We start from the raw sequence: 24,145 nt of genomic DNA on the forward strand, positions 1-24,145 counted from the left end.
ATTGGAAAATATTTTATTAAGTATATTATTGTGTATTATATTGTTTTTCTTGTTAATTAATCTTTTCGATAGATATTTAGGGTTACAACTCTCAGCTAGTATATTAGGGTTATTTAGACTTCATAATAACGAATTAGAATTATTAAAAAGAGCAGTAACTAAAAAAAAATATAAGAAATATAAAGCGGATATTGTCTATTGTATAGGTTTGAAATATTCAAAATTAGAACAATATGATGAGGCTGCAAAATACTTTCTGGAATGTTTTAAGGAAACAAATATTTTTTTTAAAAAAGAATATAATTTAGTTCTCAAAACATTTGTTTTAGCTAATCAAATTGAAGAAGGGAGAGAGATTTTTAATCTTTTTCTCGAAAAGGGAAAAAGTGAAGTTAAATATAATACTATAACAAAAGAATATAAATTATATTATAACTGACCAGGTATCTATTACGTAAGTCCGAATTATAAAAAATAAGCACATCATTCCGGTACGTATCACAAATAGCCGTATATCACGATTTTTTTAATCGAATATACGGCTTATTTTATTTTCTGCTACATGTTGCCTGGATTGTTTTTGGCCAAGGCATATAGTGATCTAAAGTAGCTGGGTTTTGATGGATGTCAAGGTTCGGTAGATCTTCCAAAAGTTTCTTTAAGTATTCGTAGTGTTTATGGCATCATAAAAATGTAGGTTATGGCAGTTAATTGTATTTAATGGCGATAGTTATCGCTATAAAGAGTCAGTAACTCTGAACTAATAAAACGTTGGCAAGTAGATACATTTTTGAATGCCGTTTAATACATTTTTTGCTTGCCAAATACACCATCTAAGATTCACAGAACTAAAGAGGAAGTTGATATGGTTATGGAAAAGGTCCCCAATATTATAGTTGATGAAATATTAATCGATATTAATAAAAAAGACGATAAAAAAGACGATAAAAAAGAATTATAAGTTCTACTTTTGTTGGAGTGAAGGGGCATGAAAATGGATGAATTAAATAAACCAAAAAAGAAAACTAAAGATAAAAAGTTCTATGTGCGAAGTGTTACATTTTTAAATCAATTTACAATTAAAGATTACATTAGAAAAGAGGCGCAGATTATATTAGAGAAGTACAAGTAAGGATTGATTGTATCAAAAATGTAGATGATAAGGAATGAATTACTTATGACAAGTCCCAATAAAATTTTAGCAATTGCAAATCAATTTGTAGATAAGTGTGGAATTGGTTTACCGGTACATAGTGTTGACAATCGGCAAGAAAGAATTGCAATGTTGGATAAGAAAAATAATAGGATTATCGTTTACTCCACAAACGTCTACTCTGCTTATGAAAATTATAAATTATCTATAGAAGATTATATACAGATAATAATCAGCAGAGAGTTAGGAAGGTATTTAGATCCTGACTATGAGTACAGAAGTGAAAAGATTAATAGAGGATACGAATTTGTCATCAAAGGAATTGAATCAGATACAATAAAGGAATACATGGAAAGTTTAAAAAAAGAGGAGGAAACTGTTGCAGGTGAAATAGGGCGGAAATTTATAAGAGAAGATTTATATGAAAGCTATGATTCCATCAATGAAAGGTATGTCATTTTAGCTAAGGAAAAAACAGGTAGGTATGTAACAACAACTAGGATGAAATTAGAGATAAGCGAAATAAAGAGAATGCTAACAGAGAGTTGACCAACTTATTTACAATAGGAATGTTTAATGAACGAAAAACCCCTACTCGGTGTGATTAATTTCAATCAGTAGGGGTTTTTTGTTTGATACGTTCTATTAAATCTGTAATTTCGCAATCTAAGGCTTCACATAATTTATCAAGTGTATCGAATTTAATACCATCAGTTTCCTCATTGTATAACTTTGTTATACCGTTTCTGTGTAAACCCGTCATTTTTGATACATCTGATATTTTAAGTTTTCTCTCTCCCATAACTCTAGATAAATGAACTTTTATCATATCATTTCCACATCCTCTAATTTCCCTTAATTAATTATATCATTCCAATGAAACTTTTTTCAATTACAATGTTGACAATTAACACTGTAGTGTATATTATGATATTAATAGATTAACACTACAGTGTGCATAATTCACACTGGTTATGGTATTTTAACTAATGTAGTGTTCAGGAGGTGATTCGATGTTTATAACTGTTTTAGTTAGTAAGCATGACGTAACGCAGAATGGAAGACCACGTTATCACAAACTCCTTGGTAAGTTGATAGGGAAAAATGAAGTGATCTATTTTGATGACAATAACATTTATTATTGCATTGTAAAACCAACTTTAGTTAGAGGTACATTTTTAAAGGTGTCTACCTATGCGTTATTAGCTGACAACGTAAAGATTACTGACAAAAAGCTGATGATTGACGCGATGGAAAAAGCGATTAATGAAATAACAGTTAGACAGCTTCTTCGTCAGTATTTACTGGATTCTCAAACTGAATGGTGGAATCATCCGATTGAGTTTGAATTAATCAGGGAAGGCGAAAGTGAAATTAGAAAGTTTTAGGTCTGGTTCATCCTGATCCTGAGATTAAAAGTAAGTTTCAGGATGAATCTCCGTTTAAGTGGGAGTCATCGGAAGACATGAGGACTCGGACTTTAGTTCCGTTTCCTCTACATAAAAATTCGAATTATAAAGGGGATAACTACAATGACAATCAATAATTCAGAAAAATCAAAGGAACTAACTTTATTTTCAGGCTGGAATAACTTAAATCTTACTGTTTCTACAAACTTCCTGAGTGAAGATGAAAAGAGAGCGTTTGAAATTGTATCTAAGAAGCTGAGTAGGAATGCTATTGCTGCTATCGACTTAACTATTACATTAAATAATGGTACTGAGTTTAAAGCAAAAGTCCACGACTGGGAAAGTGATGATGAACTGGTCGTTTATGATGAAGGGGAAGGTGGAATACATTGAGGTCATTCTTAGCAAGGAATCAATTCAGTGTAGCACTATTTGTTCTAGTTTTTGTGTATGCGATATATGCCAGTTTCAATATAAAGTAAAGAGCCTAAGTAGTTACAGCTACCTAGACTCTCGTTAGAAAACGCATTTCACCAGAAATACAACTGAATAGGGAAACTAATCAGCTTCTTACTATTGTATTATTTTTGAAATCTATAATCAAGAGGCTTGTTTCCCTATGCATAAAATTAGGGAGAGATAACAATGAAAAGTGGTCATATTAGTCAATTTACTCATCTGTCGCAATTCACCAGTCTAATTGATTTCAATAATCATTTTGAGCAACATATGGTTGATTACAAGGCTTCATTTACCAAAGGGGAACTAGTTGCTTTAAGACGTCTTGTTCGCTTCAGTGCGTCCATACCGGGTATCTGCAATGCTAAGATTCAGACTATCGTAGCTGCTACTCATACAAATGAATCTACAGGGATTTCACGTTCAACTTTCAAGCGTATGTTAAATAAGGCTGTCGAGTTGGGCTTATTAGTCATACACAATACTTTTAAGAATGGAAAGCTAGGTCATAGTGTTTATGTTTTCAATAGGTACCAAAGTGGGCAAGAAGAAAGCGTAAAATTGCGTTCTCCTAATGTTCCACTTAAAGAGGGGGGCTTTTCTATTTCAAATTATGTTGAACCATCTAAACAGGAAATATTGAACCAACAAGAAACTGTCATTCTTTCTAAAACTAACAACATAAAAAATAATAAACGTACTGAAATGCTATCTACTGAATTTACGAGTGATAATGTTCCACAAGATTTTACGGAATTAGCATCAATTCATTTCAAAGATGCTAGAACAATCGAAAAGCTATGGTCTAAGGTTAATATGGCAGCCTATCCATTTTGTTTTGAAGTTGATAAGGCAATGAAAGTTAAGGTGGGAATTGTAAGCCTCAGACAAGTGATTAGAGCAATGAAGGTTAAGGATGTTAGGGACAAGTTTGGATACTTTTATGGTGTGTTGGAGAATAAATTCAGGGATGAATACTTTGAGGATATTACTGAGAATGGATTTAGTTTGGTGGGCTAGGCGTGTGACACTTGGTGACACAAAATAAAAAAGCAGTCACGAAGACCGCTATAAACAAGGATATACACAGGTATAAGTTGTGACACCAGAGTCACGTAGTCGAGTCACAATTCACCATATTTTCGTGTGACTCGTCCAAAATGTAGATGTTTTTTATCAATTTGTGGTTACACAATTATCCTGATATTACACCAATTATTAATGATTTTATGGTCACTTATTCCACCTATTCCTTCTGCCTAATCCTCTCCAAAATCGCCATCACATCATCAGGCTTATGAAATTCAATCGGTGACACGCCTTTCTCAAACACAATGGATTCCGCATCCACAAGTAAAACATAACGGCCATTAATTTTCCCTAAATGGACATTCTCGCCGAAATCAGAAAGCAATCCTTTCACAGAAGTATTGCCAATTGTCATCCGCATCTCCGCATCAGGTGTATGTTCAACAATTTGTGCTGTGGCTTCAATCACTTGATGTGTGTCGAGTCGCTCTTGAATCTCCCGTTTTTCGCTCGATTCCCAAACTTCCATCGCCTGTTCAAATTGTTGCAGTTCTTCGCTGTTATCAGCGAATGTTTCTTGAACATGCTCCTGTACCATATTCATGACTTGTGCTTTCATAATTTCAGGCATTGATTCACCATAATCAACGAATTTCAAGAAGTCTTCGAAATAACGAGCATGTGATGCTTGATGGATTTTTAGTTCACCAGTTTCAACCATTCCTTCTTCTGGCATGTAGGGATATTGGATGGATTTCATGTTTTTCGTTGTGATGGCCATTTCTACGTTGCGAATTAAAGTTGCTTCGTCCGAGATAGAAGCGACTTTAGGTTCGAAATCGCATTTAAGCAGGAATACGAATGGTTCATCAAAGTATTTTGTTAATTTTGCACTTGCAATGAGAAAAACCCCACCGCGAACTGCACTTGTGTCTAAATATGCGCTGACAAATTGCTCATTTTCTTCATGAAATTGTTCCTTTGAGTCCGCAAAACGAACACGATTGAATAAATTATAGTTCGGATTAGAGTCTAACTCATGACCTTCCTCGACGATAAAAAAGCCAATTTTAGTTGGAACTTGTTCGGCTTTTGGATGCCGATCTACTTTACGCTTGCTAATCTTCATTAATTCCCCATCAAGGAAATCCTTGAGTGAACTTTCTTCATACTCTTCTTCGTCCAATGTTTGGAAATGCTTATATCGTTTGTCCGCCTGATCACCTTTTCCCTCGACAGATATAACGTAAAAGGATAAATATTGTATTGAAAAATCCATTGCATTCACCTATTTTCTTTATTTCATGCTTATTTAGTATAAGAATGCGTGCTTGTTCCGTCAATGAGCATGTTTTAGTTTTTGATAGAACAGGGATGTTCAATCATTAAGAAATAGTATTCATTCAATTGGCAGGAAAGCGAGTGTTAAATTTACCATTGTTGTTAAAGTTTTAAAATTTTTACCGATATATAATTAAACGATTTAATACAGTTTTGAGGAGCTAAGATGAATGAACCCATTTATTAAGAGAAACAAAAAAAAACATGAGGGAAACTTGTACGAACAATATGAAGAGATCGTTGAGATTAATGTTGAAAACTATCAGGATGTTTTAACTCAAATGAACATGATTCAACTAACGAAAAAAGATTTATGTATTGCGCGTTCGTTTCAGCCATTGGTTAAAGAAAATTTAGAAGAGATTGTTGGAAATTTTTATCTGAATTTAGAAAAACAGCCGGGGCTGATGAGAATTATTCAAGATAATAGTTCAGTTGAACGATTGAAAAAAACATTGTTTCGACATATATATGAAATGTTTAGTGGACAAATTAATGATGAATACATAAAGCAGAGAAATATCATTGCACATGTGCATGTTAGAATTGGGTTGCAACCAAAATGGTATATGTGTGCATTTCAAGATTTACAAAAATCATTAATTGATTTGGTTACACCAATGGCAGAAACTATTGAAGAGTACCGTGAAATCGTACTTGTAATCACAAAACTATTAAGCTTAGAACAACAAATCGTTCTGGAAGCTTATGAATTGGAAAGTGAAGAGATCCGTAACCAAATTGAATCGGAAAAACAAGTTATTAAAACGACTATACAAACAAACACTCATGAATTAGCGGCAGTCAGTGAAGAAACGAATGCTGCTACACAAGAAATTCAGAATAAAATCAGTGAAATTCAATCTTTAACAGAGGTAGGCTCCAATATTGCAATTGATACTGTTCAAAAGTCAAAAGAAGGAGTTACTCTTTTGAAAAATGTGGAAACGTTGATGGTCAACTCTCAAGAAGCCATGAATCAATTCTCTAACCAGATGGAGCACTTAACTAATACTTCGCTTAAAATAAATGGAGTGGTTACAATGGTTACACAAATCGCTGACCAAACAAATTTATTGGCGTTGAATGCTGCAATCGAAGCAGCAAGAGCTGGTGAAAATGGTAAAGGGTTTGCTGTCGTAGCAGGAGAAGTAAGGAAGCTTGCTGAAAATACGAAGAAATCAGTATCTGAAGTTTCATTGTTAATTAGTGGAATCCAATCTTATACAGAAGAGATGAGCTCCTTTATAAATTCAGTCAAGGATGATATGAAGAATGCAAAGGAACATTCTGGAGAAACGACGGTGTTTTTTAATCAAATTCTATCTGCGATGGAAAAAGTAATGAAACAAAATGTGAATATAGCTGGTGAAATGACCGATTTTACAGAAATCTTCCAAATTCTTAGCTCTGGGTTTGATAAAGTAGCCGTTTCTTCAGATGAATTAAGTCGCTTAACGACAAATTTATAAGTTGAAAACTAAGGAATCTGAATCGAAAGATAAATGAGGGTGTCCCATAAAGACCTAGCACTCTAAATCAGTATACAGTGTTCCATACACTAATTTTGTGCTGTATTTAGTTATTGCGAGGTCTGACCTTTGATTTCGAGAATAATTATTACAGGAATTTCCTCGTTAGAATATATAATAATTCTCTAGTCAATTAAAAAATGAAGTAAAAAGCCAAATAAACATTTTTGTTATGAAAAACCCGAATTTCCAATGAAATTCAGATCTCATCTGAAAAAATTTGGTGATTGAGTTTACGGTTATTTCAACATTAACCCCGTTAGAATATTTAATTTACTCCTATTGTCAAAAAAGTAAAAGTAAAAAATGTTTCTTTAAGGGGCGGATTGAGAAGAATGTATCTGAAGCTAAATTAAAGGAAGCTAGAAAAGACAAGAGATTTCCTATTATTAGATAGGAATTTTAAATTATGCTAATGTATATTTTTGGTTCAATAGATAGCTGTCAGTGTGCTATTTAAAAGTCTACAAATAAAAACCTTGTCTGCTGATTAAAAAAATGGTATAGTAATAAAGCGATGAGCTAATTTGCATAAGACGAGGAACATGCTTAACGCACGTTAGGGATGTGGCCCAACGGTTTCTCGCCGCAAACGCATCAAAGACGCCTGCTTTGCAGGCGTCTTTTTCAATGTAATAAATGGAAACTAGGTTACCCTAAAAAACACGTAATTAGATCTCGCATTTTAGGTTATAAAGACTATTAATTGTGTGTAGTGTGCACAAACTAACCATTATTGGAAATCACGTTTATTTTTTTGAAACTTCTTTTGCAATTTTTATGTCTTCTTTTACATCCTCTTTAATATCATCTGTTAATTCTTTTGTCGCTTTTTTAAATTCCCGTAGTGAATTTCCGACGGCTCGTCCAATTTCAGGAAGCTTACTAGGACCAAAGACGATAAGTGCTAATATAAGGATGAGAATTAAACCTGGCACACCAATATTGGAAAACATATTTTCACTCCTCTTGTGTAGATATCTATTATTATAGACTTTTATCAAGCGTTTGCAAGATGGATATTTAGCGTAAGACTCCTGATCATACTAAGAATAAAAAAGTAAAATGAATTGTATTTTTCTCAATCATTTAGGCTTGCAATCTTTGTTCATTTCAGATATTATACTAATACAAGCTGCGTTGTACGTATTGATAATTAAGTTTTAACCTTTAAGCTGTAATAGGGAGTTTTATATCAAAACAAGAATGTCAGGCCTTTTTCATTGACTGAGGACATACAGGACTGTTTTTGCAAACACCCACTTTGAGGAGTGGTGGTTTAAAACTTTATTACTGAGCTTACGGCAATGGCGGCTACCTAATTGTTAGGGACAAAACCAGTTCTTTATAGAACTGGTTTTTTTAATATTCCAAAAGAAATCTCTCGTATCCAAGGATCCAATTCTTGGGTATGGGAGTGTTCTACATATATGTCTTAAGATTTTCCACGCCTCAGGAAACAGCTGAAGTACATGAATCTCATCAATTCTAAGGATTCAGTATCTGTTTTTAACTCCGCTAATTCATTAATATATTGTCTTCATTCGTCTAATCTATCTTACCAACATTTTAATCTTTTTATGAAAGAACAGATGTGTTCCTGCAAAAGGAGCTCATTTAAATGAAAATTATAATAGGACTTTTAGCAGTTCTTGATTAAATTTGTCTTTTTCATCATAAAAAAGACCATGTCCGCTATTTTCAAAAGGAATGAGTTTAGACTGAGGGATATTCTTGTGCATCACCTGAGCTAATTCATACGGACATACTTGATCTTTTTACCATGCAGAATAGTTGTTGGAATCCTGATTGCAACTAAGTCGTTTCTTAGATCTTCATCACGTAAGGATTCAGAAGCCTTAATTGTCCCTTGACCAGATGCTTCAAAACCAAGTGTCAAAAACCAGTCGTTAAATTCACGACTAATTTTACTTGCAAAAAACATTTTGCCGAATTCATCAAGTATCTTTGGTCGATCCTGATAGGCTTGACTAATAATTGAATTTACTGCCGAAACCGGCATTCCATACGGAAAGTTATTCCATTGAACAAACGATGGGGCTGCAGCGCCTGCAAGAATTAATTGGCTAATATTGTGCCCGGCGTGTCTAGACATATAACGGGTTGCAATGACACCACCGATTAAAAAGGCAATTAAAGTAGGATTAGTTAATTTTAACGTGTCAATAATCCCGCGGATATCATCAGCCATTGCGTTATACGAGTATAAGCTAAAGGGGCGATCTGATTTTCGAAATCCACGTAAGTCAAGTGCAATGCAGCGAATCCCGTATTCAGGCAGAATATCTAACTAATATTCGTACATTTTATGATTGACAGGCCAACCATGAATAAATAAGGCTGGTTTCCCATTTCCAATATCCTCTACAAAAATATTTACATTGTTATCAGTCTGGATATAATAGGCCATTAAATCACCCTCTCATTCACCGGTATATGGATCGAATGATGAAAAAAATGATAAGATATTCGAAACTATTTACAACGTTTATCCCTGAATTATCTGACCAAATAAAAAGATACTTGCGAAATCAGACAAGATGATATAATCTTAATCCCAATAAACTTTTTATTGCGAGAATTCAAAAAATGAATAATATTCAAACGATAGGTGTTAAAAGCAACAAGCAACATGTTTTTAACTTAAAAGGGAAGTTCGGTGTAAATCCGACACGGTCGCGCCACTGTTATGGGGAGTTCTTTATCGTTAACCACTGTTTCATCATGAAATGGGAAGGGATAGAAAACGATGAACCTAAGTCAGGAGACCTGCCTATTGGATGCGCTTATTACCTACGCGAAAATAGGGAGGAGTGATAGCCGTATGTTGAAACTGATTGCTAGTCTCAACTCTAGTTAACTATGTCTATCATTAGTCTCTCTTTATTGCAAAGAGAGACTTTTTTATTGAGGCAATTAAAATTGAAATGGGGGAACAATAATGGGAATTAAAAGTTCAAATGTAGGCTATCCGAGAATTGGTGAAAATCGCGAATGGAAAAAATGTTTAGAATTGTTTTGGGCAGGAGAGCTGACCGAGTCGCAATTTACAAGCAAGATGGAAGAAATTCGCCTATCACATTTACGAAAACAACAGGAAAAAGGAATTGATCTCATTCCTGTCGGTGATTTCAGTTATTATGATCATGTATTAGATACAGCTGTTATGTTTGGGCTCATCCCAACACGATTTAAAACAGAAGGAAAGCAACTTTCACTTCAAACCTATTTTGAAATTGCCAGAGGCAGTAAAGGTAAAGTAGCATCAGAAATGACAAAATGGTTCAATACAAACTATCACTATATCGTGCCCGAGTTAGAAGATGCACAACCGGTTTTAGTAGAAAACTGGCCATTGAAATTATATAAAGAAGCAAAAGAAAAATTAGGGATAAATGGGAAGCCTGTCATCCTCGGGCCGATCACTTTTTTGGCATTGTCAAAAGGATACGATGATCAAAAACGCAAGGAATTGTTACAAGCGCTTATTCCACTTTACGTCGAAGTATTGCAACAATTAGAAGAAGCGGGTGCTGAGTGGATACAAATTGATGAACCACTTTTAGTAAAGCAGATTGATCGTGAAATTTTACGTGATGTTAATGAAGTGTACACAGCTTTTAAAAAGTCCGTCCCAAACGTAAAAATCATTCTACAAACGTATTATGAAAGTATCGAACATTATCAAGCCATCGTTCAATTACCAGTTGCAGGAATTGGTCTCGATTTTGTTCACGACGAAAACATGAATATTGCTCAATTACAAGCAATTGGTTTCCCGAAAGATAAGGTTTTGGCAGCAGGAGTCATTGACGGCCGAAATGTCTGGAAAGCCAATTTACAAGAGAAAGCAAAACTCATCGGAACATTAACAAGTATAGTTGACGATAATCGTCTCATAATTCAACCATCTTGTAGCTTACTTCATGTTCCTGTGACAGTGAAAAGTGAACAAAGCTTAGAGGCCATTGTTAAAAATGCACTATCTTTTGCAGATGAAAAACTGGATGAAGTGGTCTTGTTAACGAAATTTGCAAAACATGAACTAACTGTTGAAGAGCTTGACAAATGTGACCAAGCAGTTAGATTATTAAATCATTCATCGTTCCGAAACGTGAGAGAAGTGCAAGATACATTAGTAAATTTATCTCATTATTCAATAACTCGCGTAGATGCAAGCGAACGAAAAGCATTGCATGATAAACGATGGGATTTACCATTACTTCCAACGACAACAATCGGTAGTTTCCCGCAAACGAAAGTGGTACGAAAGCAACGTTTGAAATGGCGAAAAGGGGAACTATCAAACGAACAGTATGAGCAATACATTAAAGAAGAAATTAAAAAGTGGATTGATATTCAAGAAGAACTTGGTTTAGATGTACTCGTTCATGGTGAATTTGAACGGACAGATATGGTTGAGTTCTTTGGTGAAAAATTAGCAGGTATTGCGATTACAACGTATGGCTGGGTGCAATCATATGGTTCACGTTGTGTTAGACCACCAGTTATTTTTGGTGATGTCGTCTTAACAAAACCAATGACAGTAAAAGAAACGGTTTATGCGCAAAACTTGACCACAAAACCTGTAAAAGGCATGTTAACAGGCCCTGTGACCATTTTAAATTGGTCATTTGTGCGTGATGACATAAGTCGTAAAGATGTCTTAAGTCAATTGGCATTGGCAATCCGACAGGAAGTCGAAGCTTTAGAAGCAAGCGGTATCGGTATGATTCAGGTCGATGAACCAGCCTTAAGAGAAGGATTGCCGTTGAAAACAGAAAAAACTGAAACCTATTTAAAAGTAGCGGTTGATGCTTTTAAATTATCAACATCGTCTGTGAAGGAAGAAACACAAATTCATACTCATATGTGTTATGCGAACTTTGAAGATATTATTGAAGCCATTGATGCACTTGATGCAGATGTCATCTCGATTGAAACGTCAAGAAGTCATGGTGAATTAATTCGCTCATTTGAAGAACATTTGTATCATAAGGGGATTGGTCTTGGCGTGTATGATATTCATAGCCCGCGTGTACCAACATTGGAAGAGTTATCACAAAATATAGAACGTGCCCTGCAAGTCTTAGATTACCGTTTATTCTGGGTTAACCCTGACTGTGGTTTAAAAACGCGCGGTATTGAAGAAACAGTCGTGGCATTAAAATTAATGGTAGAAGCAACAAAGCTTTATCGTGAAAAGCTTGAAGTAAAACAAACACTGAATGTATAAGAAGGATAATAAAAGGTGTAGAAAATATGGTGAATGCTTAAGCCTTAATAGCGACTTATCAAACGAATGAATAATCGTTTTATTCGGAATTTTCACCAAATTATTTCTTGACATTTGTTAATCACAGCTATAGAGTAATAGTTAATTAAAACTAAATATGTAACTTTCTTATCCAGAGAGGTGGAGGGACTGGCCCTTTGATACCTCAGCAACAGACTTTTTTGTACTGTGCTAATTCCAGAAGCGAAAAGCTTGAAGATAGGAAGAGTGAATAGCCATGGTGCAAAAACCTCTTCTGATCTTAAGAAGAGGTTTTTTATTTTAACACGCGAAATAGCGGTAAAAACTAAAGAAGGAGGATGATTTTAAAATTAATGGAATATTCGTGATATGACATCAGTATTAAATGAGTAAATTTATAGCTAGATAATTTTGTTTTTTTAAAATCAATACTTCTCGAGATGTGCGAAGGGATTGTCCCGAAAAAACCTCAGTAACCGGCATATGCTAAAGCGAGTAAGTGAATGTTTGATAGATGGAGAGAATGTTTCGATAATTCCTTCATCAACATGTTGTTTTTTTCTTATATAACAACGAAATTAGTGAGAGTATCCTAAAACGAGAGCGTCACACCACAGAACTTCAATATATCGTTAAAATTATGTGTATATCACACAATAAACCGTGTATAGGGAGTTAAGGTTAGATCTCTTTAGGACGCCCTCAGAAAGGAGGGATTTATGGATTTTCGTCAAGAATTGAAGAACAGAATATTAGTTGGAGAAGGAGCAATGGGGACATTATTGTATTCCCACGGCATTGATCTTTGTTACGAAGAATTGAATATCACGAATCCCAATCAAATTGAAACAATTCATCAGGCATATTTGAATGCGGGAGCAGATATTATCCAATCGAATACATATGGAGCTAATTTTCATAAATTAAAGAGGTATGGATTGGAAGATCAAGTAAGTCAAATTAATCGTAAAGGCATTGCGATTGCTAAAAAGGTCGCTGTACAAGGGAACGCATTTGTATTCGGTACGATAGGTGCATTAAGGAGTATACGTAAATCAGATTTAAGCTTAGAGGAAATCAAACGTATTTTCCGAGAGCAATTATATAGTCTCCTACTTGAGGCACCAGATGGACTATTGCTTGAGACATTTTACGATTTGGAGGAATTAGAGACCGTTCTTCAGATTGCACGGCAAGAAACGGATTTGCCAATTATCTCAAATGTCTCATTACATGAACTTGGAAATTTACAAAACGGGATGTCGTTAAACGAGGCTTTTCAAAGATTAGAGCAGTTGGGAACAGATGTAGTCGGCATCAACTGTCGACTTGGTCCGCATCATATGATTCGCGCATTGGAATCCGTTTCGTTACCAAAACAAGCGGCACTTGCCGTTTTTCCGAATGCTAGTTTACCAGATTATGTCGATGGAAGACTTGTATATGATGCAGTACCTGAATATTTCGCTTCATCAGCACTAGAGCTCAGAGAGCAGGGGGCATCCATTATCGGTGGCTGTTGTGGCACGATGCCTATCCATATTGAAGCAATAAAAAATGCGGTAAGATTGTTAGCGCCTGTTCTAGAAAAGGAAATTAAAGTAAGGGAAATTGAGATTATCGAAGTGGGAAATTCTGATGAAGGGCTAGCATTCCATGAAAAAGCGAAAGTGGAAAGAACGATTTTAGTAGAATTGGATCCGCCGAAAAAATTAGGGATTGAAGCCTTTATGAATGGTGCCGTTGCCTTAAGGAAAGCGGGGGTAGATTCCGTTACAATGGCTGATAATTCGCTCGCCTCACCGCGAATTTCCAATGTGGCATTAGGTACACTTTTGAAAACACAGCATGAAATAAAGCCGCTTCTTCATATAACATGCCGTGACCGTAATTTAATAGGTCTACAATCGCACTTGTTGGGGCTGCAAACGCTTGATCTGAATGAGATTTTAGTCGTAACAGGTGATCCATCTAAAATTGGTGATTTTCCAGGTGCGACATCTGTATATGATTTATCATCATTAGATTTAATTAGTCTTATCAAACAATTTAATGAAGGACTTTCTTATTCAGGGCAAAGTCTAGGTCAAAAAACGAATTTCAAAGTTGCTGCTGCTTTTAATCCAAATGTCAAATATCTCGATAAAGCAGTTAAGCGGGTTGAAAAGAAGATTGCCTGTGGAGCTGACTCCTTCTTGACGCAACCGATTTATTCCGTCAAACAAATTGAAGATGTATACGAAGCAACGCAACATTTAGATACACCTATCTTTCTTGGTATTATGCCATTAACAAGTTCAAGGAATGCGGAATTTATCCATAACGAAGTGCCTGGTATCAACTTGCCAGAAGAAGTCCGCAGAGCGATGGCATCTGCAGGCAATGATCCAAATAAAGCCAAAAATGAAGGGATAGCCATTGCCAAGGAATTGGTGGATGCTGCAATGGATAAATTTAAGGGCATCTATTTAATTACCCCGTTTTTATACTATGAAATGACGGCAGAATTAACGCAACATATCAGAAAAGTAGATAGTAGGCATACTTCGGAGGTGGGAGCATATGAGTAAACGGTTAATTCAGGAACAAATGAAAAGAAAAATTTTATTATTAGATGGCGCGATGGGGACCATGTTACAAGCTGAGGATTTAACCGCTGAGGATTTTGGTGGTGAGCAATATGAAGGTTGTAACGAATATTTAACGATTACCCAACCCGATGTCATTCGTTCCATTCATGAAAAATATTTGGCAGCTGGTGCAGACATCATCGAAACAAATACATTTGGTGCAACAAGTATCGTGCTTGATGAGTATGATATAAGTTATCTGGCATATAAACTAAACAAAGAATCTGCCGAGATTGCTAAGGCGGCCTGTGAAAAATATTCGAGTAAAGAATGGCCTAGATTCGTGGCAGGAGCTATGGGACCAACGACAAAAACATTGTCTGTAACTGGTGGAACGACATTTGAAGCATTGACCGCTTCTTATGAAGAACAAGCGTTAGGTCTTCTTGATGGAGGGGTAGATTTACTTTTAGTTGAAACATGTCAGGATATGTTAAATGTAAAGGCAGCCTTTTCTGGAATCAAAGGGGCGTTTGTCAAATACGGACGGGAAATCCCGATCATGATTTCTGGCACAATTGAACCGATGGGAACGACACTTGCCGGTCAGTCGATAGAAGCATTTTATCTTTCATGTGAACATATGAATCCACTTGCAGTCGGATTGAATTGTGCGACTGGACCAGAATTCATGATTGACCATATCAGAACACTGGCGAATTTATCAAATAGAGCAGTTAGTTGTTACCCTAATGCGGGACTCCCAGATGAGGAAGGGCATTATCATGAATCGCCGAATTCTTTAGCAGAAAAAATGAAACAGTTTGCAGAAAAAGGATGGGTTAACATTATTGGTGGTTGCTGCGGAACGACACCTGAGCATATTGTTGAATTGGTAAAAGTACTTGAATTGATTGAGCCACGAATAATTGAAACTCATACACACGGTCATGCAGTATCAGGAATCGAACCTCTTATCTATGATGACTCCATGCGTCCATTATTTGTCGGAGAACGAACAAATGTTATCGGATCGCGTAAGTTCAAGGAATTGATTAGAGAAAAGAAATTTGAACAAGCGGCAGAAATTGCTCGAGCTCAAGTGAAAAAAGGAGCTCATGTTATTGATATTTGTCTGGCTGATCCTGATGACGATGAATTAGGGAATATAAAAGAGTTTGTTACTGAAGTGGTAAAGAAAATCAAAGTACCACTTGTGATAGATACGACGGATGAAGCTGTCTTGGAGGAAGCGTTAAAAAGATCGCAAGGGAAGTCAATCATAAACTCCATTAACCTGGAGGATGGAGAAGAACGATTTGAAAAGATTGTGCCACTTATCCATCAATATGGTGCTGCCGTCGTGGTGGGTACAATCGATGAAGAAGGGATGGCGGTTACAGCGGAAAGAAAGCTTGAAATCGCCAAGCGTTCTGTTGATTTACTTGTCAATAAATATGGTTTGTCAGAAAGTGATTTGATTTTCGACCCACTTGTTTTTCCAGTTGGGACAGGCGATGAGCAATATATCGGCTCAGCCCTTGAAACGGTGAAAGGAATTCAGGCAATCAAAGAAACATTTCCGGATTGTTTGCTGATTCTTGGGATATCTAACGTTTCATTCGGTCTCCCACCAAGGGGAAGAGAAATACTTAATGCCGTTTTCCTTTATCACTGCACGAAGGCGGGGCTGGATTACGCAATTGTCAATACGGAAAAACTAGAACGTTTTGCTTCGATACCGGAAGAAGAGATCAAATTGGCTGAAGCTCTTTTGTTCGATACATCATCAGAATCATTAGCCACTTTCACAGAATTTTATCGTGGTAAAAAGGCGGAGAAAAAAGAAAATGCGGCCATCTTACCTCTAGATGAACGATTGGCCAATTATATAATTGAGGGAACGAAAGAAGGTTTAATTACTGATCTCAATAAGGCGCTTGATCGTGGGGATGCACCGCTTGAGATTATCAATGGACCGCTAATGGATGGCATGGGGGAAGTAGGACGTCTATTTAATGACAATCAGCTCATCGTTGCTGAAGTTTTACAAAGCGCAGAAGCTATGAAAGCGGCGGTTACATATCTTGAACCGCTAATGGAAAATGAAGAAGACAGTGCAAAAAAAGGAAAAGTGCTACTAGCGACTGTCAAAGGGGATGTGCATGATATTGGCAAGAACTTAGTGGACATTATTCTTTCCAATAACGGCTATGAAGTGATTGATCTTGGGATAAAAGTATCGTCACAACAAATTATTGAAGAGGTTCGCAAGCATAACCCGACAGTTATTGGACTTTCAGGCCTGCTTGTAAAATCAGCCCAGCAAATGGTTCTCACGGCGCAGGATTTAAAACAAACAGGCATCGATATTCCCATTCTAGTAGGGGGTGCCGCATTATCACGTAAATTTACAGATTTTAAAATTTCGCCAGAATACGATGGCCCTGTTTTATACTCAAAAGATGCAATGGATGGGCTTGCTGTCGCAAATATTTTACATGACGATCATAAAAAAATAGAGTATCTGAGAGAATTAAGTGAAAAACGGGAGACAGCAAGGGTCAATGCGGCGATCGTGGCTACGATGGAAAAACCGGAACGAAAAAAGGTAGAAGTAAAACCGTTATCTGTTGTTCCTGTCAAGAAGCCACTTGATCAAATACGTCATATATTGAAGGATTATCCGATAGATGTTGTTCAGCCATACATAAATCGGCAAATGTTGATTGGTCACCATCTTGGTTTGAAAGGAAAAGTAGCTGAACTGGTAAGAAAGGGTGATGAGCGGGCGATTGAACTGAATGAACTTGTAGATGAATTAATCACTTTCTTAAAGTCGGACCATGAGTACGGTTTAAATGGAATTTATCAGTTCTTCCCTGCTCAAAGCGAAGGAAATAAGGTCAAAGTATATAATCCTGACAACCACAATGAAATTTTGGAAGAATTCGATTTTCCTCGTCAGGACAGTGGCCCTTATTTATGTCTTGCCGATTATGTAAAACCTGTTTCGTCAGGTGAAATGGATTATGTCGGCTTCTTTCTTGTTTCGGCAGGCAAGGGAATTAGAAAATGGGCAGAAAAATGGAAGCAAGAGGGTGACTTTTTAAAAAGTCATGCGATACAATCACTTGCTCTTGAAACGGCGGAAGGATTTGCTGAAAGAATGCATCATTTGATGAGAGACGCACAAGGTATTAGTGATCCGATAGATATGACGATGAAAGAACGTTTTGCAGCAAAATATACAGGTCAACGTTTTTCATTCGGTTATCCAGCATGCCCTAATCTCGAAGATCAGGAAAAGATTTTCCGTCTCTTAAAACCACAAGATATTGGGGTAGAATTGACTGAAGGTTTTATGATGGAACCAGAAGCTTCCGTCTCAGCAATCGTTTTTGCGCACCCTGAAGCACGATATTTTAATGTTGAAAGGTAAAATCTTAGTAAACAATAATTCTTTATAAACAATCGATATATTAACAACTAAAAAGGTACTTGTGAATACATAGAGTAGTATTCTAAGTAGATTTTTGTATAGAGATGGAGAATATTAGATTTGTTTTTTAGGTAGTCTACCATTATCTACAAATGTATTCATATTACCACTACTGGTAGTCTAACTATTTAAGCTGTGGACTCATTAATATTTGTACACAGCATATTTTATTTGTCATTAATAAATCGAAGGGTAATGACAAAGTAATGCTGATCCGTAATCTTATTTAAATCGATTTTTGACAAAAAATAACTTTTCCTAAGCTATCCAAAATGGACAAAATAAGTGTTAGTTATTACAAATACCTGATTTGGTATATATCTACTAGTAGTATATATTTCTTATCTTTCTCAAGCTGGGGAAACTTAATAGCATTCGTCATCTATCTACAAACATCGTTCCTTTTATAATTTTTGTAGACCCTGCTTTGTCCTTTCTCTGGGATATTTGCTTGCTGGACATATTATTGATTTTTGGTGGATTGATCTAGACGCTCAAAGCTTTTAAACCTATTGTTCATCAAACTAAAAACTATTGTAGAAAAATGATCAGATAAAAGATAACTTGGTTCGAGAGCTGCTTTAGTTGCAAAAGAACTACTCTTAAGCGACGTTGTTGTTACTCATATTCAGAAAATTATTAAAAAACAAGAAAAGTAGATAATTATAAATAGCACCGATCGATTTAAAGGGAGGTGTTTTTTTATAATTATAGAAGTTTGAGTATTTTAGATGAATTAAAATAAAAAGGTGGGTAAAAAGTAGTGAAAATGCAGCTGGATAATAATGGTGTGAATATTATCAAATTTCGCAAACTAAAAAGCCCATCTTTTGATTTTAATTACTCCTGTAAAATATCTATCCATAAATCACAATAAAAGTTATACTGTAGTAATAATGCTACTTTTATACCACTTAGAATAAATACATCTTGGAAATAGTTTATAAACAAAGGGTGGTAAGTTTGAGAGATAAAATAGTCGTAACGGGATATGGGGTAAAAGCACCGAATACAAATAATATAGGACAATACATATATAATTTAAAAAATGGGGTTTGTTGTTTAGATACTGTTACAGACCTTTCACCAAATGGAGAAAAAACTATTATTGGACGTATACATAGTGGTTTAGATGAATTTGAGTCTGATAAGAGGTTTAAACGATTACCAAGGGCTACTTTGCTTGGTATGGCATCAGGAAAGGAAGCCTTGAATCAAGCGCGACTTTCGAATTTAGCGGATAAAAAGGTTGGACTGTTTTTTGGAATCTCAGTGGGAGCAATTGGTGAGAAGCTTTTTCATGATTCGATCATTCATGTAAATGAAAATAATTATAGGAATGTGCCCATAACTTTTTCACATTTTTCGAATTATCATAGCATTACTGCTGAAATTGCCCATTATTTATCAATAAAGGGGATAACAAAAACGATAACGACTGGTTGTACATCTAGTTTAGAAGCTATCCAAGACGCAATGGTTTACCTGAAGAGTGGTATTATAGATGTGGCTGTTGTTGGAGGTACAGATAGTTTAGTAAATAAAATGGCTTGTTTTGGTTTTGCCAAAACAAAGTCAATTCCCATAAATCAAACACTAAATGTAGGTGCAGTACCATTCAATCAAAATAGTAAAGGGTTTGCTATTTCTGAAGGTTCTGGCGTAATAATTCTGGAAAGAGAAGAAGATGCACGAAAGAGGAAGATTGAAATCCTAGGTGAAATTGAAAATATAGTTTCGAACAATGATGGTGTACATATCTATTCTATAGAAGAAACTGGTGAACAAATGATTAGCGCTTTAAAAGAAGTGATAGAAGGGAGAACACCAGATTATATTAATAGTCAGGCATTAGGAATTCAAGTGAATGATAGGATTGAGGAACATTGTTCAAAAATATTATTTAACCACAAGGTTCCTTATACTTCAATCAAAAGTATGATTGGTAATCCATATGGAGCTATTGGAGTATTGCAGGTTATTTCTTCTTTAATTAGTATTAATCACGGATTTATCCCTCCAACAATTCGAACCAATAAAGAGGGGTATGAAGAAATGAACATTGTAACAGAACCTTGGCATCAAGAGGTAAATGAAGTAGCAATAACGAATCATGGTCATGGGGGTAACAATGCCTGTGCATATATAAAGAGACATAAATAGAGTGGTGAGTTAGAAATGATCATATCGTTTTTGATTATTAGTATAGGTATAATTCCTATAGTATTGGCGATTTCTATATTAAAGATTTATAAAGGTTCGGAATTATCATATGCCTTATTGTTTTATATGCTATCCATTAGTTTTTGGCAAATAGATATTGCAGTATTATATTTAAAAGGGATCCTTTCCGAAGAACTTATTCTCTGGCTATTCAAGTTTTTTAGGGCAGGTCCAACATTCATGATACCCTTAGTGTTTTATTTATCCTATGTAACCGTAAAAAAACATTCGGCATATATTAAAGATAACCAATTTTATCGTCCTTTAGTATCCATTTTTACTCGGAAAGTATTGGTTTTATTAGTGGTTTGGAGTACCTTTGTTTTTATTGTTAATTTAACAGATTACGGGGTAAGTGGATTGAGAGAAGTCCAGATTACCAATACCAACAATACTTTTTATTTTCCAGAGTATGGACGGCTGCATTCTTTATATGTATTTCACACAGCAAGTTTTCTAATTTTTATCGCTTTTTCTTATTTTGTTTCTAAGTTTATTCAGAATATTTATTTAAAAGGATTTTTAGGTACATTTTCTTTATGCTCTTTTTTATTGTATCTTTCAGGTTTTTTAAACTTTGTACCTGGAGCAGGAGCACTGTATAGCAGCTTGGGCGTTATTATTTTTTCTGTCATCATAATCTTCTCTTTTGTAAAAATGAATACAATGATGACAATCAATTACAACCGATTATTAGAGCGTCAAAAGAAGCTAGATTATACGGGTAATTTAACTGCGAGTTTAGTTCATGAAGTGAAAAATTCACTACAAATTATTAAAGGCTATTCAAAATTAATGAGTGAGCTAACGCCGTTACCAGAACAAGGTAAAAATATGAATGAAATGATTCAAATTGCTGCAGACCAGCTTCATGATTTAACAGTAAATTACACTGAATATATAAAATATAAATCAATTGAATTTAAAATGTTCGATTTAAATGAAATAATAGATCAAGCAATTGAATTATCGATAGAATCACTCAAAGAAAACTCTGTAGAAATTTCCTTTGAGAAAAAATATAAAACTTTAAAAGCTTATGTAAATCATACATATATGAAACAAGTGTTTGTAAATTTAATTAAAAATAGTTTGGAAGCTATTCCGCAGGAGAGAAAGATCAGACGAATCGCATTATCTACTCAAGTTGAGGGTGATAAAATCATTATAGATATCGTAGATACTGGAACAGGGGTGCCTTTAGAAAATTGGGATGCAATTTTTGATCCTTTTATATCTTTTAAGAAAGAAGGACTAGGTTTAGGGCTACCTTTTATAAAAAAAATCATTTTTGAACATCGTGGAAATATAAAAATTGTCGATAGCAGTTCTCATGGAACACATTTTCAAATAATATTACCCCAATATGTATTCAGTGACTTTTATACTCATTGAGTGATTCGTATAAAATATTTTCCTGTTGAATAAGTGAAACTTCTATTAGTAGGATGTTCTTTCATCCCCCATCTAACTTCTTTGTTTCTCATAAGCTTGAGGTGGGGGCTTACTGCCCATTCGTTCAGTGTGGGATGAACAAGAAATAATATCTTGGATATAATATAAATTATAGGAAAGCACCTAATTGGGTGCTTTTTATTTTTCCGTAAAGGTATAATCGCAATTAACACAAGTAGCAAACGACAGTATATGTATTTACTGCTTAATATGGGACCTTTTTAGTGAATCGTGTCTTAAAAAGAGGTCTGATTATTTTGGTAAGTCGAACAGCCTACCACGCTCACCTCTCATTTTAACTTTAGGCTTGTTAAAGCTCATTGTTGATTGAAAAGAAAGGCGTGTGAGACTCCTGCGGGGAAAGCGAGTCAAAAAGAGAAGACCCCACAGGTTGCACTGCGCCGAGAAGACTCCCGAACCGCCCGCACAAAGCGAACACCTCTCACTGCAATCAACAGGCAAGTTTAACAGAGCCTAATTATAAAGAGATGGATACAAAACGTATCCTTTCTCAACGTGAAATTTAATTGCCAACAACCCATAGAGGTATATATATCCAGTGAAATGAATAGTAAAGAGTAAAAGGGGATGGTTACAATAACTATGATTGTTTGGATAGTTATATCAAGTTTTCTTTTATTTATTATCCTTGAAACAGGAATATCTCTTTGGGTAAACAATTGGTCATTTGAATTTCGATTATCTAAATTAAAAGAACTCTCTATTAAAAAGTATATAAAGATTAAGCATGGTAGGAAAGAAGGGAAGAGGTATACCGAGTAATACACAAAATTTTAGTCAAGATCAACAGTTGCCATTGTGGTGGTTTTAAAATCTATCAAACGCTGGTGTTTAGCCTATTAAATTAAAAGTTCAAAATAGACTAAGGTTTATAGCAAAAACTCGTCCCTATTCATAGAATAAAGAAACGCTGTAATCAGTGCTATTAGATTGGAGCTACCCAAAACAGGTTATAAGTGCGGATTCTCCACATTTAGCATTAGTAAAGGTCGTGGCGCTTGCATGTTTTGGGTTAAATTGAAGGGAGAGGATAGCGTTGCCTAATGTTCAATTAATACCCTTCCATGTAAAAGGAATTACAGAAAATACTTTTGAAGTCCCACGTGGGATTAGAATGATTCGTGCGCGTTCTATTTGGAGAGAAGGGTTTAAGGGTGAGAACATAGTCGTAGCCGTAATCGATACAGGATGCCAGCCAGACCACCTTGATTTAATGGGTCAAATTATTGGAGGGTATAATTTCACGGGCGATTATAATGGTAACCCTGCCAATTTTTCCGATAATAATGGACATGGGACTCATGTTTGCGGAACCATTGCAGCAGCAGAAAATGGGTTTGGCGTAGTTGGTGCAGCACCTAAAGCGAAGTTACTAGTCCTTAAAGCTTTAAATGGATCAGGAGAAGGAACAACAGACAACATTTCTTCAGCTATTCAATACGCTATCAATTGGACGGGCCCAAGAGGGGAAAAAGTACGGGTTATCTCTATGTCATTAGGGGGACCGAACGATGATCCAGCCTTACATTCATCGATTAAAAACGCAGTTCAAGCAAATATAATGGTCGTATGTGCTGCAGGAAATGAAGGGGATGGAATCGCTGATACAGTCGAGAATAGCTATCCAGCTGCTTACCCAGAAGTTGTAGCAGTAGGCTCAGTTAACCAGCGTGGACGCATATCTAGATTTAGTAATTCTAATGGTGAAGTAGATTTAGTAGCCCCTGGAGAGCAAGTTGTATCAACCTTTCCTGGTAACCAATTTGCCGTCTTATCAGGTACATCGATGGCTGTTCCTCACGTGTCAGGAGCGGTTGCACTTTTGATAGATAAATATGAAACAATTCGTGGGCATAAATTAACAGAGTTAGAAGCATATAATGAACTCTTAAATCAAACAGTTTCACTGGGCAATCCAGAGACTCAAGAAGGGCATGGATTGCTGAAACTAAATCACCAGAAAGTAGAAAAATTAAAAGAACTTTTAACAGGGTTTAGTTTGCGCTTAGAAAACAGCTAAGATTATTAACATCATAAATACAGTGTATATTATGACTTTCCATGTAAGAACTAATTACAAAAAAGGCAAAGGGATAGCTACGTCGAAATTAGAAAGCGACAATATCGCTGACTTGTAGCTTTGATTTTGACAATGAGGTATGTAAATAAAATA

The 24,145-nt window shown here is 35.5% G+C and carries 16 protein-coding genes, 1 pseudogene and 2 riboswitches; of the genes and pseudogenes, 13 read left to right on the plus strand and 4 right to left on the minus strand.

Annotation, left to right across the window (positions count from 1 at the left end; all coding sequences use genetic code 11):
- Position 1: 1 nt before the first annotated feature.
- The 3 genes from JNUCC23_RS09605 to JNUCC23_RS09615 all read left to right on the plus strand — a co-directional run bounded on the left by JNUCC23_RS09605 (position 2) and on the right by JNUCC23_RS09615 (position 1,702).
- On the plus strand, positions 2–439 hold the full coding sequence (locus tag JNUCC23_RS09605; protein ID WP_454215467.1) for a hypothetical protein: 438 nt from the start codon (positions 2–4) through the stop codon (positions 437–439).
- A gap of 555 nt (positions 440–994) precedes the next feature.
- Complete coding sequence (locus tag JNUCC23_RS09610; RefSeq protein ID WP_454215469.1) at positions 995–1,132, plus strand: hypothetical protein; 138 nt, start codon at positions 995–997, stop codon at positions 1,130–1,132.
- Between the two features lie 45 nt (positions 1,133–1,177).
- Positions 1,178–1,702: a hypothetical protein gene (locus JNUCC23_RS09615; protein ID WP_454215471.1), complete on the plus strand. Its 525-nt coding sequence runs from the start codon at positions 1,178–1,180 to the stop codon at positions 1,700–1,702.
- A gap of 61 nt (positions 1,703–1,763) precedes the next feature.
- Here the strand turns inward: JNUCC23_RS09615 and JNUCC23_RS09620 are convergent, their stop codons facing one another.
- Entirely contained in the window at positions 1,764–1,982 is a 219-nt protein-coding gene (locus JNUCC23_RS09620) for a helix-turn-helix domain-containing protein (RefSeq protein WP_454215473.1), read from the minus strand.
- 184 nt (positions 1,983–2,166) lie between these two features.
- Here JNUCC23_RS09620 and JNUCC23_RS09625 point away from each other — a divergent pair, with 184 nt between their 5' ends.
- The 3 genes from JNUCC23_RS09625 (at position 2,167) to JNUCC23_RS09635 (ending at position 4,041) form a co-directional block, all read left to right on the plus strand.
- On the plus strand, positions 2,167–2,541 hold the full coding sequence (locus JNUCC23_RS09625) for a hypothetical protein (protein WP_454215475.1): 375 nt from the start codon (positions 2,167–2,169) through the stop codon (positions 2,539–2,541).
- A 144-nt stretch (positions 2,542–2,685) separates the two neighbouring features.
- A complete protein-coding gene (locus JNUCC23_RS09630) occupies positions 2,686–2,955 on the plus strand; it encodes a hypothetical protein (protein WP_454215477.1) in 270 nt (89 codons plus the stop codon).
- Between the two features lie 252 nt (positions 2,956–3,207).
- Positions 3,208–4,041 (plus strand): hypothetical protein, encoded by an 834-nt coding sequence (locus JNUCC23_RS09635; RefSeq protein WP_454215479.1) that lies wholly within the window; start codon positions 3,208–3,210, stop codon positions 4,039–4,041.
- A 226-nt stretch (positions 4,042–4,267) separates the two neighbouring features.
- On the opposite strand, the gene JNUCC23_RS09640 is transcribed toward JNUCC23_RS09635, so the two are convergent.
- Positions 4,268–5,329: a DUF3900 domain-containing protein gene (locus JNUCC23_RS09640; RefSeq protein WP_454215481.1), complete on the minus strand. Its 1,062-nt coding sequence runs from the start codon at positions 5,327–5,329 to the stop codon at positions 4,268–4,270.
- 232 nt (positions 5,330–5,561) lie between these two features.
- Here JNUCC23_RS09640 and JNUCC23_RS09645 point away from each other — a divergent pair, with 232 nt between their 5' ends.
- Positions 5,562–6,863, plus strand: a complete 1,302-nt coding sequence (locus JNUCC23_RS09645; RefSeq protein ID WP_454215483.1) for a protoglobin domain-containing protein — start codon at positions 5,562–5,564, stop codon at positions 6,861–6,863.
- An 809-nt stretch (positions 6,864–7,672) separates the two neighbouring features.
- On the opposite strand, the gene JNUCC23_RS09650 is transcribed toward JNUCC23_RS09645, so the two are convergent.
- Both JNUCC23_RS09650 and JNUCC23_RS09655 read right to left on the minus strand, forming a co-directional pair.
- Positions 7,673–7,879, minus strand: a complete 207-nt coding sequence (locus JNUCC23_RS09650; RefSeq protein WP_062180367.1) for a twin-arginine translocase TatA/TatE family subunit — start codon at positions 7,877–7,879, stop codon at positions 7,673–7,675.
- 672 nt (positions 7,880–8,551) lie between these two features.
- Positions 8,552–9,354, minus strand: a pseudogene (locus JNUCC23_RS09655) (alpha/beta fold hydrolase).
- A 182-nt stretch (positions 9,355–9,536) separates the two neighbouring features.
- Positions 9,537–9,735: riboswitch (cobalamin riboswitch) on the plus strand.
- A 147-nt stretch (positions 9,736–9,882) separates the two neighbouring features.
- Between JNUCC23_RS09655 and metE the strand changes: the two are divergent.
- The 6 genes from metE (at position 9,883) to JNUCC23_RS09685 (ending at position 23,992) form a co-directional block, all read left to right on the plus strand.
- Positions 9,883–12,180, plus strand: a complete 2,298-nt coding sequence (gene metE / locus JNUCC23_RS09660; RefSeq protein WP_403074034.1) for a 5-methyltetrahydropteroyltriglutamate--homocysteine S-methyltransferase — start codon at positions 9,883–9,885, stop codon at positions 12,178–12,180.
- A 165-nt stretch (positions 12,181–12,345) separates the two neighbouring features.
- A riboswitch (SAM riboswitch) is annotated at positions 12,346–12,445 on the plus strand.
- A 475-nt stretch (positions 12,446–12,920) separates the two neighbouring features.
- Positions 12,921–14,771 carry a bifunctional homocysteine S-methyltransferase/methylenetetrahydrofolate reductase gene (locus tag JNUCC23_RS09665; RefSeq protein ID WP_403073717.1) on the plus strand — a complete coding sequence of 617 codons (1,851 nt, stop codon included), beginning with the start codon at positions 12,921–12,923 and terminating at the stop codon, positions 14,769–14,771.
- Positions 14,764–18,213 (plus strand): methionine synthase, encoded by a 3,450-nt coding sequence (metH, locus tag JNUCC23_RS09670; RefSeq protein WP_454215485.1) that lies wholly within the window; start codon positions 14,764–14,766, stop codon positions 18,211–18,213. The genes JNUCC23_RS09665 and metH overlap by 8 nt, the downstream gene beginning before the upstream one ends.
- A 1,023-nt stretch (positions 18,214–19,236) precedes the next feature.
- Positions 19,237–20,436 (plus strand): beta-ketoacyl-[acyl-carrier-protein] synthase family protein, encoded by a 1,200-nt coding sequence (locus JNUCC23_RS09675; RefSeq protein ID WP_454215487.1) that lies wholly within the window; start codon positions 19,237–19,239, stop codon positions 20,434–20,436.
- 15 nt (positions 20,437–20,451) lie between these two features.
- Complete coding sequence (locus JNUCC23_RS09680; RefSeq protein WP_454215489.1) at positions 20,452–21,891, plus strand: sensor histidine kinase; 1,440 nt, start codon at positions 20,452–20,454, stop codon at positions 21,889–21,891.
- Between the two features lie 1,117 nt (positions 21,892–23,008).
- A complete protein-coding gene (locus JNUCC23_RS09685) occupies positions 23,009–23,992 on the plus strand; it encodes a S8 family peptidase (protein ID WP_403073725.1) in 984 nt (327 codons plus the stop codon).
- The last annotated feature ends 153 nt before the right edge of the window (positions 23,993–24,145 follow it).

Source organism: Peribacillus sp. JNUCC 23 (genome assembly GCF_053653995.1).